13 protein-coding genes are annotated in these 15,461 nt (G+C 54.7%); 5 read left to right on the forward strand and 8 right to left on the reverse strand.

The features are described from left to right. Nucleotides 1–6: 6 nt before the first annotated feature. Complete coding sequence (locus V2154_RS17060) at nt 7–1,023, reverse strand: fatty acid desaturase (RefSeq protein ID WP_353503160.1); 1,017 nt, start codon at nt 1,021–1,023, stop codon at nt 7–9. A 314-nt stretch (nt 1,024–1,337) separates the two neighbouring features. On the opposite strand from V2154_RS17060, the gene V2154_RS17065 reads away from it, so the two are divergent. From V2154_RS17065 to V2154_RS17075, 3 genes are all read left to right on the forward strand, one after another. After that, entirely contained in the window at nt 1,338–1,490 is a 153-nt protein-coding gene (locus V2154_RS17065) for a Hok/Gef family protein (RefSeq protein WP_353503161.1), read from the forward strand. Nucleotides 1,491–1,931: 441 nt separating this feature from the next. Next, nucleotides 1,932–2,084, forward strand: coding sequence for a Hok/Gef family protein (locus V2154_RS17070; protein WP_353503161.1), 153 nt, complete (start codon nt 1,932–1,934; stop codon nt 2,082–2,084). Nucleotides 2,085–2,527: 443 nt separating this feature from the next. After that, on the forward strand, nt 2,528–2,680 hold the full coding sequence (locus V2154_RS17075; RefSeq protein WP_353503161.1) for a Hok/Gef family protein: 153 nt from the start codon (nt 2,528–2,530) through the stop codon (nt 2,678–2,680). 108 nt (nt 2,681–2,788) lie between these two features. On the opposite strand, the gene agp is transcribed toward V2154_RS17075, so the two are convergent. The 3 genes from agp to purL all read right to left on the reverse strand — a co-directional run bounded on the left by agp (nt 2,789) and on the right by purL (nt 9,102). Beyond that, the gene (gene agp / locus V2154_RS17080) at nt 2,789–4,084 is read right to left on the reverse strand and encodes a bifunctional glucose-1-phosphatase/inositol phosphatase (protein ID WP_353503162.1); all 1,296 of its coding nucleotides are present in this window, start codon (nt 4,082–4,084) and stop codon (nt 2,789–2,791) included. A 164-nt stretch (nt 4,085–4,248) separates the two neighbouring features. Next, nucleotides 4,249–4,848 (reverse strand): lipid IV(A) palmitoyltransferase PagP, encoded by a 600-nt coding sequence (gene pagP / locus V2154_RS17085; RefSeq protein ID WP_353503163.1) that lies wholly within the window; start codon nt 4,846–4,848, stop codon nt 4,249–4,251. Nucleotides 4,849–5,208: 360 nt separating this feature from the next. Further along, nucleotides 5,209–9,102, reverse strand: a complete 3,894-nt coding sequence (gene purL, locus V2154_RS17090; protein ID WP_353504020.1) for a phosphoribosylformylglycinamidine synthase — start codon at nt 9,100–9,102, stop codon at nt 5,209–5,211. A gap of 276 nt (nt 9,103–9,378) precedes the next feature. On the opposite strand from purL, the gene mltF reads away from it, so the two are divergent. Further along, the gene (mltF, locus tag V2154_RS17095; RefSeq protein WP_353503164.1) at nt 9,379–10,845 is read left to right on the forward strand and encodes a membrane-bound lytic murein transglycosylase MltF; all 1,467 of its coding nucleotides are present in this window, start codon (nt 9,379–9,381) and stop codon (nt 10,843–10,845) included. 1 nt (nt 10,846) lies between these two features. Here mltF and tadA read toward each other — a convergent pair whose 3' ends face one another. The 4 genes from tadA to murQ all read right to left on the reverse strand — a co-directional run bounded on the left by tadA (nt 10,847) and on the right by murQ (nt 14,466). After that, nucleotides 10,847–11,368, reverse strand: a complete 522-nt coding sequence (gene tadA / locus V2154_RS17100; protein WP_353503165.1) for a tRNA adenosine(34) deaminase TadA — start codon at nt 11,366–11,368, stop codon at nt 10,847–10,849. A gap of 155 nt (nt 11,369–11,523) precedes the next feature. Next, on the reverse strand, nt 11,524–12,162 hold the full coding sequence (yfhb, locus tag V2154_RS17105; protein ID WP_353503166.1) for a phosphatidylglycerophosphatase C: 639 nt from the start codon (nt 12,160–12,162) through the stop codon (nt 11,524–11,526). Between the two features lie 4 nt (nt 12,163–12,166). After that, nucleotides 12,167–13,534, reverse strand: a complete 1,368-nt coding sequence (locus tag V2154_RS17110) for a PTS transporter subunit EIIC (protein WP_353503167.1) — start codon at nt 13,532–13,534, stop codon at nt 12,167–12,169. Between the two features lie 38 nt (nt 13,535–13,572). After that, a complete protein-coding gene (gene murQ, locus V2154_RS17115) occupies nt 13,573–14,466 on the reverse strand; it encodes an N-acetylmuramic acid 6-phosphate etherase (RefSeq protein WP_353503168.1) in 894 nt (297 codons plus the stop codon). A gap of 139 nt (nt 14,467–14,605) precedes the next feature. Between murQ and V2154_RS17120 the strand changes: the two genes are divergently transcribed. After that, nucleotides 14,606–15,454 carry a MurR/RpiR family transcriptional regulator gene (locus V2154_RS17120; RefSeq protein WP_353503169.1) on the forward strand — a complete coding sequence of 283 codons (849 nt, stop codon included), beginning with the start codon at nt 14,606–14,608 and terminating at the stop codon, nt 15,452–15,454. Nucleotides 15,455–15,461 lie beyond the last annotated feature (7 nt).

Here is a 15,461-nt window from a genome sequence, read left to right on the forward strand (position 1 = left end):
CTAAATTCAATATTCCTGACGGACCTGTTGCTGATAATCATAGCCGCTGAACGCTTCTGGCGCATCAGGCTGGCCTGGGGCTAAAGGATGAATTTCAACATGAATTGGCTTCAACGCGTGTTCACTCAACCACTGGGAATAGCCTTCCACCAAAAAACCTTCACTACGCCGAATATAGGCTTCTCTTTCAGCCAGATACACCTTACGCAAGGCATACCATGGCAGGCCGGGTAAATCGTGATGCACCAGATGGTAATTGAGATTGAGGAACAATAAACGCCAGGCGAATGCGGCCTCATTCAGCGTCGAACGAGCCTCCGGCGCTTCGTGAGCACGGTGTTCGAAGAAAGAGCGCAGCTTGGTTAAACTCAGCGCCGGGTAACTAACCGCAATGACGAAATAAACTGGCGACAAGCCGCGAAGGCTCATCCAGTACAGCAGCGCTGCAAGCATCACGATATGAATCACCCACATCGCGATGGTTTTTATCTCACCTTTGAACAACGCCATCAGCGCGCCGGAAAGCGTGGCGTAGATATCCAGCAACGGGCCGACAATCATCCGCCCCGGCAGAGTATTGCGCAGCTTAATCACGGCAACAAACCACGCGGGGAATCGCTCCCAGCGCGCGCGGGTAAAGTAGTAACCTTCAGGATCGTCTTCCGGCAAAGTGAGGTGGTCATTGCGATGATGATGCAAATGCGAGTCACGGTATAAAGCGTACGGATACCAAACCGCCAAGGGCAAGGTACCAAACAGCTGGTTCAGCCAGGCTTTGCGGGTCGGATGGCCGTGGATCAACTCATGCTGTAACGACATATACCAAGTAGTAAACAGCACCAATAGAGGTGTCGCCACCCACGCGCCCAGCGTTTGCCAGAAATAAACCACGGCGAACCAACCGCTGTAAACTGTCACCATCAATATCCATGTCGGCATTTCCAGCCGCCACCACCACGCCTGCGAAAGCTGGTGAATATCGGCTCGTTGTCGAGCATGAAGATAATGAGAAGTCGAAGACATAACGGCGCGCCAGAAGAGAAGATGCGGCAATTATCAGGTAGCGGAAAAGGTTAGTTAAGCGACTAATAACGCTTTGATTAGCAATTAAATCGCTAAAGCTGGAGAGTAAATAAACAGTTGTGGGATAGGTTGAGATTGATACACTTCACGCGGGTGCTCAGGATCTTTCTGTTCTGAGCAGCAGTCAAATTGATGTTGTAAGGCGCAGAAAGAGAAAAGCCCCGAATTGAGTAAATCAACCCGAGGCCACTCTTATGCTCCACAACATAAAGGTAGCCTCTTACCCGCCGAAAGGCAAGGCAGCGGAGGCCTAGATGCCACAAAAACTGGTGTTAATCAGTCTGATTGTTATCTGCATAACGCTTATTGCGTTTACGTGGATAACGCGTAGTTCGCTGTGCGAATTACGAGTCAAACAAGGAGACACGGAGGTTGCGGCCATCCTGGCTTACGAAGCCAAAAGGTAAGGCAACCCAAGGGCGAGGCGCGATGCCCCGCCTCTTGGTTGTTGTCGTGCATCGATCTCTGAGCCCCCTTCTACAATCTGCCGGCTAATAGGCTGGCAGACCTTTGAATTAGCCTTGAAGATCTTTCTTTGGTACCTGAACAATCCCGCCCGGCATGCCTTTTCCTGTAAGCAAAAGCTTACTTAAACAGCTAATAAGCTATTGATTATAAAATAAATTATCAAAGCAGAACGGCGAATAACACTTGTGGGATAGCTTGAGATTGATACACTTCGCGCGGGTGCTCAGGATCTTTCTGTTCTGAGCAGCAGTCAAATTGATGTTGTAAGGCGCAGAAAGAGAAAAGCCCCGAATTGAGTAAATCAACCCGAGGCCACTCTTATGCCAGACAACATAAAGGTAGCCTCTTACCCGCCGAAAGGCAAGGCAGCGGAGGCCGAGATGCCACAAAAACTGGTGTTAATCAGTCTGATTGTTATCTGCATAACGCTTATCGCGTTTACGTGGATAACGCGTAGTTCGCTGTGCGAATTACGAGTCAAACAAGGAGACACGGAGGTTGCGGCCATCCTGGCTTACGAAGCCAAAAGGTAAGGCAACCCAAGGGCGGGGCGCGATGCCTCGCCTCTTGGTTGTTGTTGTGCATCGATCTCTGAGCACCCTTCTATCATCTGCCGGTTAATAGCCTGTTAGACCTTCGAATTAGCTTTGAAGATCTTTCTATGCCGCCTCAAAAATGCAGCTCAGCAGGCTTGAGTCCATTAACGAAAAAGCTTACCCGATCAGCTAATAACCTTTTGATTATAAAATAAATTATCAAAGCAGAACGGCGAATAACACTTGTAGGATAGCTTGAGATTGATACACTTCGCGCGGGTGCTCAGGATCTTTCTGTTCTGAGCAGCAGTCAATTGATGTTGTAAGGCGCGGAAAGAGAAAAGCCCCGAATTGAGTAAATCAACCCGAGGCCACTCTTATGTCCCAACAACATAAAGGTAGCCTCTTACCCGCCGAAAGGCAAGGCAGCGGAGGCCGAGATGCCACAAAAACTGGTGTTAATCAGTCTGATTGTTATCTGCATAACGCTTATTGCGTTTACGTGGATAACGCGTAGTTCGCTGTGCGAATTACGAGTCAAACAAGGAGACACGGAGGTTGCGGCCATCCTGGCTTACGAAGCCAAAAGGTAAGGCAACCCAAGGGCGGGGCGCGATGCCCCGCCTCTTGGTTGTTGTTGTGCATCGATCTCTGAGCACCCTTCTACAATCTGCCGGTTAATAGGCTGGCAGACCTTCGAATTAGCCTTGAAGATCTTTCTGTAGCACCTGAGTAAAGGTATCCATCGGGCAGAAACCTTGCTTATCGGTTTCACATCCTTCGATTTGCAAAGTAACACGCTGCGGAGGGTTTTTCAGGCTCAATGGCGTATTGTTGCGGATCTGCTTGGCCGTTGGATAAACGTACTCAATCTTCATCAGATCTTTGTCGGTTTTCTTGTCATGCCAGCGCTGGAACACAACGGCTCCGCTGATCGGCGTGCGTTCATATTGGCCCGGCAAGCTGTAGTCTTTGGTTTTCAGTGCCGCCAGTAATGAAGCGATATTGGAATCATGCCCAACCAGCAGTGCCAACTTGGCTTTTTGCGCCGACTGCTGATCTTCTGACTTCGCATCATCCTTGTTTAAAGCCCCGGCGATGAAAGTGAGCAGCGGTTTTGCGGCATTAGCGGCAATCGCCGGTGAGCCGAAAAGCGTTTCATGGTACATGTTTTTGATGGTTTCCAACTGCGTCCACTGCTCGGAGGTTTTAATTTTCCCCCACGCCACGTCCTTCATTGGGAAACCTTCGTAATACTGCAGCATAAAGGCATCGGCCGCGCCGGTTCCCATACGCAGTGGCCCGGTGATCCCCGGCTCTTTGCCCTGAGTCAGCACAACAGTTGAGGGCTGAGAAGCCAAGTCACACTGTTTATCCTGCTTACACACCTTGGAATTCTGGTAATCCATGATGTTTTGCAGTAACTGATAATTTGGCTTGAGGCGCTGATTCAGGCCATCAATCCCGCCTTCACCGGCGTGCTGATTAATCGAATTCAGCGCGTCGGTTTTAAATTTTTCATTCACCTCGGCGGTGATAATCGGGTTGAATACCGGATCCATTTTGCCGATTTCAACCCGGTTGACCACGCTCAAGTCGCACCCTGGGAAAGCTCCGCTGATAAAGTGTTTTGCGGTATCGATGGTGCGCGGCAGGCTGTTGGCATAGGAGAATACCTGCCCCGCCGTTGGGCATTGCGCTGCCGGGACCAGCTGAGTTTTGGCCAGCCACGCGCGGAAATAATGCCCCATATGCTCTTCGACCTGCCCCCCTTTCGGCGTTAACAGGCCACCTTCAGTTTGCCATTTCGGCCAGGTGTGGGTAGTGGATTCGGCCAGCACATCACCGTAATTGACCAGAGGAGCGCGAATACCGTGACGGCTCATAATCAACACTTGCTGCAACTCCAGTGACGAATTGGCGGCAAAAGATGGGGCAGACATTGGAAGCAAGCAGGCTAATGCTGTCAGTGCTAATACGCGGCGAGATTTTTTCAATGGTTGATCCTCTGTGATTTCCTTGGCAATAGACATCCACCGTGGCCCAATCTATTGTTCAGATTAGTTCCAACGGTGAATTTGCAGCATAGGGGAATACATCACAGCAGAGAGGGATCAAGGTCACATCAATCAGTTAATGTGACACTTTTATTACAGCCTTGTTAGAACTGATAACGCAGCCAGGCAAAAAAGACGTTGCCGTTGTTGTAGGTCCCCGGAATATAGGTCGCCTGGAAGGTTAACTTGTTATAACCCACCGAGGCTAAAGGCAACACAATAGGTATGGGAATATAAGAATAATCATCCCGCGCCGTCACCGCCGCCGTATAACCCAACCCCAAGCGGAAGTTTTTATCTTGCGCCGGTTGCCATATTTTCTCATACCCATAACCGCCTATCGGCTCCCATTTATTATGGGAATCTTTGAAGGCCATTAAATAGATGCCGTGCCAGTCGCCGTTTTCATCATAACGAGAAATACCATAACCACCGCCCCAAGGGCGCTCGTTATATTTATCTGTTTTCTCTTTGTCATAGGTAAGACGGTTGTGCCAAGTAATAACCGGCAGATAGAGATCTTTGTTTGGCGAGTCATTCCAGGTTGTTGAGACGTCATTGGTCCAAGAGTCCCACCAACCCATAAAGCCAGGTCGTTCTGGTGATGTAGCCTGTGCAGCCGGCTCAGCGCCAGCAAAAACGGTCACAGGTAGAATGCAGGATAATATCACTATCCATGATGTAATTTTTTTTGAAATAACCATTTAACTTAATACTCCCTTTATCCAAAGAGCATATTAGCAACAGATGGTTAAATAAGGTTTAAACACCGAGTTGTCGTTTTGTAAGGAAATATTCCAGAATCTAACAATCCAAAAACAGTGAGATAATATTGAGATAAATCCTAGGCTTTAATAACTAAAAAAGCAGAGGCACCTTATAGAAAACGATAAAAATTAACTTATCCATTAAAAAAAAGATGCTGAATAAACAATAAGTAATAACTTAGGATTAATACTATATCTGAATTCTTATCTGCTAGTGCTGTGTTTTTAAGCAAATACTTTTATCGAGCACAAAAAAACCGGAGGCAGAAGCACTCCGGTTTTCATTTTAACTAACCATTAGCCCAGCTGTTTGCGGGCATTACGGAACATGCGCATCCATGGGCTGTCCTCGCCCCACTCTTCCGGGTGCCACGAGTTGCTCACGGTGCGGAATACGCGTTCAGGGTGCGGCATCATGACGGTGACGCGGCCCGATAGGTTAGTCACGGCGGTGATACCGTTTGGTGAACCGTTCGGGTTAGCCGGATAGTTTTCCGTCACTTGACCGTTATTATCCACAAAACGCAGCGCCACCAGGTTGGCATGTTCGAGCTGGGACAGATGCACAGCGTCACGCACTTCCACATGGCCTTCACCGTGGGAAACGGCAATTGGCATACGTGAACCCGCCATGCCCTGCATGAACATGGATGGGCTAGCAGTGACTTCTACCAGACTGAAACGAGCCTCGAAGCGATCGGACAGGTTACGCACGAAGCGCGGCCAGTGTTCAGCCCCCGGGATCAGCTCTTTCAGGTTGGACATCATCTGGCAACCGTTACACACGCCGAGCGCCAAAGTCTGTGGACGATGGAAGAAATCCTCAAACTCTTCGCGCACGCGGTCATTGAACAGCACCGATTTCGCCCAGCCTTCGCCAGCCCCCAGCACGTCCCCGTAGGAGAAGCCGCCGCAGGCCACCAGCGCGTGGAAATCTTGCAGGTCACGGCGTCCGCTAAGCAGATCGCTCATATGGACGTCGATGGAATCAAAACCAGCACGGTGGAACGCCGCCGCCATTTCAACCTGTGAGTTGACACCCTGCTCGCGCAGCACCGCCACTTTCGGACGCGCGCCTTTAGCAATGTAAGGCGCTGCCACATCTTCGTCTGGTGCGAAGCTAAGCTTCACGTTCAGGCCCGGATCGCGATCATGGGTTTTGGCTTCATGCTCTTGGTCGGCGCACTCAGGGTTATCGCGCAGACGCTGCATCTGCCAGGTGGTTTCCGCCCACCAGGTACGCAGCGTGGTGCGGCTTTCGCTGTAGACCGGCTTGTCGCCCTGAGTGATAACAAAACGATCGCCCTGCTCGACGCTGCCCAGATAGTGAGAACAGTCGCCAAGGCCGAATTTAGCCAAGGTTGCTTCAACTGCGCCACGGTCCTCAGCACGAACCTGAATCACAGCGCCCAGCTCTTCGTTGAACAGCGCCGCCAGCGCATCTTTACCCAAGGCGGCAATGTCCACATTCAGGCCGCAGTGGCCCGCGAAGGCCATCTCTGCCAGCGTCACCAGCAAGCCGCCGTCAGAACGGTCGTGGTAGGCCAGAAGCTTGCGATCGGCCACCAGCGCCTGCATGGCGTTGAAGAAGCCGCCCAGCTGTTCGGCGCTGCGCACATCGGCAGGCGTGTCGCCCAGTTGGCGATAAACCTGTGCCAGCGCGGTAGCGCCCAGCGCGTTATGCCCAAGGCCCAGATCGACCAGCAGCAGGGCGGTGTCGCCTTTATCAGTGCGTAATTGTGGAGTTACCGTGCTGCGCACGTCCTCGACGCGAGCAAACGCGGTGATAACCAGAGAGAGCGGAGAAGTCATTTCGCGCTGCTCGTTGCCTTCCTGCCAGCGGGTTTTCATCGACATAGAGTCTTTGCCGACCGGGATAGTGATCCCCAGCGCCGGACACAGCTCTTCGCCGACGGCTTTCACCGCCGCGTACAGGCCAGCGTCTTCGCCCGGATGGCCAGCAGCGGACATCCAGTTAGCAGAGAGCTTCACGCGTTTCAGGTTGCCAATTTCCACTGCGGCAAGGTTAGTCAGCGCTTCGCCGACGGCCATGCGGCCAGAAGCCGCGAAATCCAGCAGTGCAATTGGAGCACGCTCGCCCAGCGACATGGCTTCGCCGTGGTAGCTGTCGAGGCTGGCGGTAGTGACCGCGCAGTCAGCAACCGGGATCTGCCACGGGCCAACCATCTGGTCACGAGCCACCATGCCAGTGACCGTACGGTCGCCGATGGTGATGAGGAAGGTTTTTTCCGCCACGGCCGGTAAATGCATTACGCGCTTTACGGCTTCCGTCAGCTGAATGTTTGCCGCATTTAGGCTGTCGCCCTTGGCTTTCAAGGTGGTGACGTCGCGAGTCATTTTCGGCGTTTTGCCTAACAACACGTCAAGCGGCATGTCGATTGGCTGATTGTCGAAATGGCTGTCTTCCAGAGACAGGTGCATCTCTTCAGTGGCTTCCCCAATCACGGCATAAGGCGCACGCTCGCGCTTACAGATAGCGTCGAACTGCTCAAGCTGGGCCGGAGAGACTGCCAGCACGTAGCGCTCTTGGGATTCGTTACACCAGACTTCCAGCGGGCTCATGCCCGGTTCGTCATTGAGAATATCGCGCAGTTGGAAGCGACCGCCGCGATTGCCGTCGCTCACCAGCTCAGGCATGGCGTTGGATAAACCGCCCGCGCCGACGTCGTGGATGAACAAAATTGGGTTAGCTTCGCCCAGCTGCCAGCAGCGGTCGATCACTTCCTGACAGCGGCGTTCCATCTCTGGGTTATCACGCTGTACGGAAGCAAAATCCAGATCAGCATCAGACTGGCCAGAAGCCATTGAGGACGCCGCGCCGCCGCCCAGACCGATATTCATCGCCGGGCCGCCCAGCACAATCAGCTTAGCGCCGACGGTGATTTCGCCTTTTTGCACGTGGTCAGCGCGGATGTTGCCGATCCCGCCCGCCAGCATGATGGGCTTGTGGTAGCCGCGCAGCTCAGGGCCGTTGTGGCTGTTGACGTTTTCTTCATAAGTACGGAAGTAGCCGAGCAGCGCCGGACGACCAAATTCATTGTTGAAGGCCGCGCCGCCCAGTGGGCCGTCGGTCATGATATCCAGCGCGGTAACGATGCGATCTGGCTTGCCGAAGTTCTCTTCCCACGGCTGTTCAAAGCCCGGAATGCGCAAGTTGGAAACCGAAAAGCCCACCAGACCGGCTTTCGGCTTAGCACCGCGGCCTGTAGCGCCCTCATCGCGGATCTCGCCGCCGGAGCCAGTCGCCGCGCCCGGCCAAGGTGAGATGGCCGTGGGGTGGTTGTGGGTTTCCACTTTCATCAGGATATGAGCCTGTTCCTGATGGAAATCGTACAGGCCGTCTTTGGCGTTGGCGTAGAAACGCCCAACCTGCGAACCTTCCATCACGGCGGCGTTATCTTTATAAGCCGAAAGCACGTGATCTGGCGTGTGTTCGAAGGTGTTTTTAATCATTTTGAACAGTGACTTAGGCTGTTCCTGACCGTCGATAATCCAGTCGGCGTTGAAGATCTTGTGGCGGCAGTGCTCGGAGTTAGCCTGCGCAAACATGTACAGCTCAATGTCAGTCGGGTTGCGCCCCAACGACGTGAAAGCGTTCATCAGATAGTCGATTTCGTCCTGTGCCAGCGCCAAACCCAGTTTGGTATTGGCGGCTTCTAAGGCAGAACGGCCTTCGCCGAGAATATCCACGGACTGCACCGGTGCAGGCTGGTGCTGAGCGAACAGCGCTTCGGCATCTTCAAAACGGTCAAAAAGGGTTTCCATCATACGGTCATGCAGCAGGGCACCCAGTTGACGCCACTGCTCGTCGGTCAGGCTTGTTGCCTGCACGTAGAACGCCAGACCGCGCTCAAGGCGCAAGACCTGAGACAAACCGCAGTTGTGCGCAATGTCGGTGGCTTTGGAAGACCAGGGAGAGATAGTGCCCGGGCGCGGCGTGACCAGCAGCAGGCGGCCAGCAGGAGCATGTTCAGCGAGAGAAGGACCGTACTTGAGGAGGCGTTGTAACTTGGTTTGTTCGTCCGAATTCAGCGGCGCGCTGACGTCAGCAAAGTGTACATATTCGGCATAGATATCACTGACGGGGAGATGAGCATCCTGACAGCGGGACAATAACTTATTAATACGAAAAGCCGACAAAGCGGGCGAACCACGCAGTATTTCCATAATCACAGATCTCTCGTCTTCGAAGCAACTGACCGTAGTGCTTCATTGGGCGCAACAGGGGGAAAACGCGGGCTATTATAAAGAAAGCCGGAGCCTGACGAAACCGTTTGCGTAGCGAATATTGATATATTCACTAACACCTACCTTATCCATGGATATTATGAATAAAGTTGCAGGCTGTCGTTTTGTTGAGCAAAATGCGTCGGCACTGGGAATATAACCATAGTAAGTAGAGAGCATAAGCTCAAAAAAATAATAGCGCCGCAGAGAGATAACTATTTGACGCGCATAAAATTAAATTACTTTCTAGTGGGTCTCGCAGCGTTGCTGATGGCGTTGGCTTTATGGCCGACCGTGCCGTGGCATCGTGGCGAAGGTGACCAACTAGAACAGATAAAGTCTCGCGGAGAGCTGCGCGTAACGACGCTAAATTCTCCGCTGACTTTTTTCAACAGCCCAGACGGAAACCTCGGATTCGACTACGAACTGGCGAAACGCTTTGCCGACTATCTTGGTGTGACGCTTGTCATGTCACCTCATAATAATGTCAACGCGATGTTCAATGATCTGGACAGCAATCGGGCCGACCTGATTGCCTCCGGTCTGATTTACAATGTCGAGCGTCTGAATGCGTATCGCACCGGGCCTGAATACTATTCGGTATCACAACAATTGTTGTATCGCCAGGGTTCCGCACGTCCGAAAACTTTCGACGATGTGAAAGGGTCCCTGACCGTCTCCGCCGGCACCGCCCATGTCGCCACCTTGCAAACCGCGCAGAAAAAGTTCCCGGACCTGACCTGGACCGAAACCGATAAGCTGTCACCTCGCGATCTGCTGCAACAGGTGGCCGACGGTAAACTCGCTTATACCATGGGCGACTCCGTGACCGTGGCGCTGATGCAGCGCGTCTACCCGCGTCTGGCCGTGGCTTTTAACGTCACCGCCGACGAACCGGTCACCTGGTATTTCAGCAAGAAAACCGACGACGACAGCCTGTACGCCGCCATGCTGGACTTCTTCAGCCAAATTTCTGAAGACGGCACGCTGGAGAAGCTAGAGGAGAAGTATCTCGGCCACGTTGGGGAGTTTGACTATGTGGACACCCGCACCTTCCTCAAAGCCATAGACACCACCCTGCCCGCGCTGCAGCCGCTGTTTGAGAAATACGCCGGAGACATTGACTGGCGCCTGCTGGCGGCCATCTCTTATCAGGAGTCGCATTGGGATCCGCAGGCCAAATCGCCGACCGGGGTGCGCGGCATGATGATGCTGACCCGCGCCACGGCATCGGGGCTGGACGTCGATGACCGAACCGACGCCGAACAGAGCATTCAGGGCGGCGCGCTCTATCTCTCACGCCTGATGGACAAGATGCCCACCAGCATTCCGCAGGATGAGCGCATTTGGTTCGCTCTGGCGGCTTACAATATGGGGTATGGGCACATGCTCGATGCCCGTAAGCTGACGGCGGATCAGAAAGGTAATCCGGATAGCTGGCTGGACGTCAAACAGCGCCTGCCGATGCTCAATCAGAAGCGCTACTTCTCCCGCACCACCTATGGGTATGCCCGGGGCACGCAAGCTTATAATTATGTTGAGAATATCCGTCGCTATCAGATCAGTCTGGTGGGGTATTTGATGGAGAAAGAGAAGAAACAAGCGCAGCAGGCGGCGTTGCAGGCTCAACTGGGTGCTGGTTATCCCGCCGTTGAAGCTACACAGGTGCTCGCCGCTGCGCCGTGATTTAGCTCAAATCGGTGGCGTCACCCTGGGCGGCGCGCTGCGCCTGCTTCAACGCCTTTTTCTGGCTGCGCCGCCAACGGAAGAACGCGCTGAGAATGGCCGAACATTCGTCCGCCAACACGCCCGCCTCAATTTGCACCTGATGATTCATACCCGGATGGCCCAGCACGTCTAACAGTGAGCCCGCAGCGCCGGTTTTAAGATCAGTCGCGCCATACACCACGCGGCGAATGCGGCTGTGGATCATCGCCCCGGCGCACATCACGCAGGGTTCAAGCGTCACATACAGCGTGGCGTCCAACAGGCGATAGTTTTGCACCTTCTGCCCGCCCTCTCTCAGCGCCATGATCTCGGCGTGAGCCGTAGGATCGTGATGGCCAATCGATCGGTTCCAGCCTTCGCCAATGACCTGATTGTCCAGCACCAGCACGGCGCCCACCGGCACTTCCCCTTCGTCCTGCGCCTTAAGGGCCAGATTCAACGCGTAGCGCATCCAATCTTCATCGCTGAATTGCTCAGTCACTCTTACCTCTATTACTTTTATCCGGCCGCCATTATAGCGTTCTCACTAACTCTACCCAACCATTGCGGGCACTGCGCGGGAATTGATATTCAAGGAGGGAAATTCAGAGAGGGAAAAGCATCGGGCCGGTTTAACCGGCCCGATATACAACACCGTTATTCGAGCTGCTGAAGCTCGCCCTGCTTGCTGACTCTGAAGCGATGCTCGCAGAAGAACAGCAGCGGGTTGTCCTGCTTGCTGTCGCTGTAACCACTGTAGAGTTTCAGCGGGGAGCCGATGCGTTGCTCGAGCTGCACCACCTTCTCTTCCCCCAAACAGCGCAGCGGCAGCAGCCAACCGCCCTTGCCGCGCGCCATGCGGCTGCCGACTAAACGGATACGCGGTAAGAAAGGAGATGCGTTATACACCTGTTGCACCAGATTTTCCGGTGAACCGGTGATTAACCACACTTCGGCGTCATGCTTTTCAATGTACTCACGCAGTCGTCGCTGCACCACCGGAAACGCCACCACCTTCTGGCGGAACCAGTTCACAAAGCGCAGTTCGAGGTCTTTCAGGTGCGCCTCGCTGTGCCCGAAGGTGATTGACCACAGCAACAGACTCATCGGCCAGCGCGCGGCTCGACCGTGAATCAACATGCCTAAACCGACCACAGGTAACAGCGGCACCACTAACAACAGGTTTTGCGGCATCCGCCACAGCAGGAAGCGCATAAATGAGCCAAACATGTCCTGCTGGTGCAGCGTGCCATCCAAATCAAAAAATACTACTCGCCGATCCGCCTTCGCGCCCAATGCGTTACTCCTCGGGATCGTTGAACCCCATCATCCAGGTGAAAATAAATCCAGCTAATACGGTAATCAATATCCCAGCGAGGTACAACACCACTTTTCCCGACACAATGGTCAGCGCCAGTGGCAAACCTGAGATACCGAAAGTGATCACCGTCGCCACTTTCCAATAACAGATTAGCGCACCGCCGACCGCTCCGCCCAAACATGCGCCGATAAAAGGTCGGCCCAGAGGCAGAGTCACGCCGAAAATCAGCGGCTCGCCGATGCCCAAAATACCGACAGGCAGAGCACCTTTAATCACTTTTTTCAGCCGGGCGTTGCGCGTTTTCATGTAAACGGCGATGGCCGCGCCCACCTGCCCGACGCCCGCCATGGCTAAAATCGGCAGCAGCGGGTTGGAGCCGTGGGCCTGAATCAGCTCCACGTGGATCGGCACCAGACCCTGATGCAGCCCAGAAAGCACCAGCGGCAGGAAGGTTCCGGCGAGAATGGCCCCCACCACCAAGCCGCCTTTGTCGATTGCCAGATTCACCCCGTGGGCGATGGCATCGGAGATAACCCCGCCCAGCGGCTGGAGAATAACAATCGCCAGCGTGGCAGTGACCAAGGTGGTGATCAGCGGATTGAGGATCAGCTCGACCGACTCCGGAAGCCATTGGCGCAGCCGCTTTTCCAGCCAGCACATCAGCGCGACCACGAAGAGTACCGCGATCACCCCGCCGCGCCCCGGCTGGAGTGCTTCGCCAAACAGGGTAATTTGCGCCAGCGCCGGGCTGGAGAGAATGCCCGCCATCACGCCCCCCATGGCCTGCGAGCCGCCAAACACTCGCGCCGCGTTGACCCCCACCAGAATGTTCATGATAGCGAAAATCGCCCCGCCGAATATCCCCAGCAGGCCGAGAATATTGGGGTAATCCAGCGCCAAAGAGCCCGCGATATCCGGCCGCTTGAGCAGGTTGATAATGCCCATGATCAGGCCGGAGGCAATGAAGGCCGGGATAAGGGGGATAAAAACGTTGGCGAGTTGGCGCAAAGCGCCGCTCATCGGCGCCGAGTATTTCGACTTGGCATTGGCTTTGTTTCGCGCAATCAGGTCCTGCGCGGCAGCCGGGGCTGGCGCGCCTGAGAGCAGCTCCCGCATGGCATCCACCACCTTCGCGGCCGCGCCGGGGCCGACCACGAACTGATGCTGTTCGCCCTGCTTGATGTAGCCCTTAACGCCGTCGAGCGTCTGAATGCCTTTTAAATCAAGTAGCTGCTCGTCGTGAACTTCAACCCGGACCCGCGTCATGCAGTTTTCGAGTTTACTGATATTGCTCTCGCCACCTACGCGTTGCAGGATTTGCGTTGCCAGCAGCTGCGTTTTGTCCATTGCCGTCGCCATACCCTTCCCCCATCAGCCTGAAAGCCTTAACCCGCGAGCGCCGCGCGCAGGAATCCGTGGTGCGCCGTCAGCCGCTGAATGGCTTCTTGAGCACTGATATTTGCCAAAATCATCAGAATCGCCGGTTTCACTTCGAAGTCGGTTTGCGAGAGCGCGGCTTCGGCATCGGCCCGCGCGGCGCCCGTGGCTTCCACCACGATGCGGCAGGCTCTGTCCACCAGCTTGACGTTGGTGGCCTTCACGTCGACCATCAGGTTTTGATAAACCTTGCCGTTTTTCACCATAGCGCCGGTGGAAATCATATTCAGCACCAGCTTCTGCGCGGTGCCGGACTTCAAACGCGTCGAGCCAGTCAGCGCCTCGGGGCCAACTACCGGAGAAATCGCCACCTGCGCCTCATGGGCAATCGGCGAATCCGGGTTGCAGGAGATGGCTACCGTGGCGCAGCCCAGCTCCCGCGCGTAACGCAGCGCGCCGATGACATAAGGCGTGCGCCCGGAAGCCGCCAGCCCCACGATGGTATCCGCCGGGGTAATTTGCAGGTTTTTCAGGTCGGTGACGCCCAGCTCTTCGCTATCCTCCGCCCCTTCGACGGCTTTGAGTAACGCCCCCGGCCCGCCGGCAATCAGCCCGACGACTAAGCCATGAGGCACGCCAAAGGTCGGTGGACACTCGGAGGCGTCGAGCACGCCGAGACGCCCGCTGGTGCCCGCGCCGAGATAAATCAGACGGCCTCCGGCTTTAAAGGAGGCGGCGGCCATATCCACGGCCTGCGCGACCTCTGGCAGCACGGCGCGGATGGCTTCCGGCACTTTGCTGTCTTCGTGATTGAAGCTGGCGACCATCTCCAGCGTGGTCATTTCATCAAGGTTCATGGTGGCCGGATTGCGGCTTTCTGAAACGAGTGATCCTAGGTTCATTGGTTGACTCCTGAATTTTTAATTCAAAATATTAATTCATATTTGAATATTTTATTCTTAAAGGCGAGGGAATTTTGCTACCTTAGATAAGATAATGTTCAATTCGTGATGTGCGTAGGTGCTAAGGGAAGGTCCGACAATGAGCAGTATGATCCGAATTCGTCAGCTCTACCCCACGCTGGCGCAGAATGACCGCAAGCTGGCCGACTTCCTGCTGCAACAGCCGGAGAAGGCGCGGCACCTTAGCTCGCAGAAGCTGGCAGAGATGGCCGGTGTCAGCCAGTCCGGGGTGGTGAAATTTGCCCAGAAGCTAGGCTACAAGGGCTTTCCCGCTTTAAAGCTGGCGCTCAGTGAAGCCCTCTCTTCGCCGCAGAATGAAGTGGCGGTCACCGTGCATAATCAGATTGTCAGCACCGACAGTCTCCAGACCGTCGGCGAAAAGCTGCTAGCTGAAAAGTACGCCGCGCTGCGCGCTACGCTGGATATCAACAATGAACAGCGGCTCCAGCAGGCGTTATCGATGCTGACCCATGCACATAAAATCGTGCTCACCGGCATTGGTGCGTCGGGGCTGGTGGCGAAAGACCTAGCCTATAAGCTGTTGAAAATTGGGCTGACGGCCATCGCCGAGCCGGATACGCACGTGCTGCTGGCGACGGTTCAGGCGCTGTCGAAAGACGATTTATTGCTGGCTATCTCTTTTAGCGGTGAACGGCGGGAGATTAATTTGGCGGCAGATGTGGCCCGCAAGAGTGGCGCGCAGGTGTTGGCCCTCACCGGCTTTTCGCCTAATACGCTGCAACAGCAGGCGTCCCACTGCCTGTACACCGTGGCGGAGCTTCCGGCCACTCGCGGTGCAGCCATCTCCTCGACCACCGCGCAGTATTCCCTGACGGATATCCTGTTTATGGCCTTGATTCAGCAAGATAGCGAACGGGCACCGGAGCGGATTAAGCACAGCGAGGAGCTGGTGAAGAAGCTGGTTTGATCGGGAT

Origin of the sequence: Ewingella sp. CoE-038-23, assembly GCF_040419245.1 — a bacterium.
GTDB classification, from domain to species: domain Bacteria; phylum Pseudomonadota; class Gammaproteobacteria; order Enterobacterales; family Enterobacteriaceae; genus Ewingella; species Ewingella allii.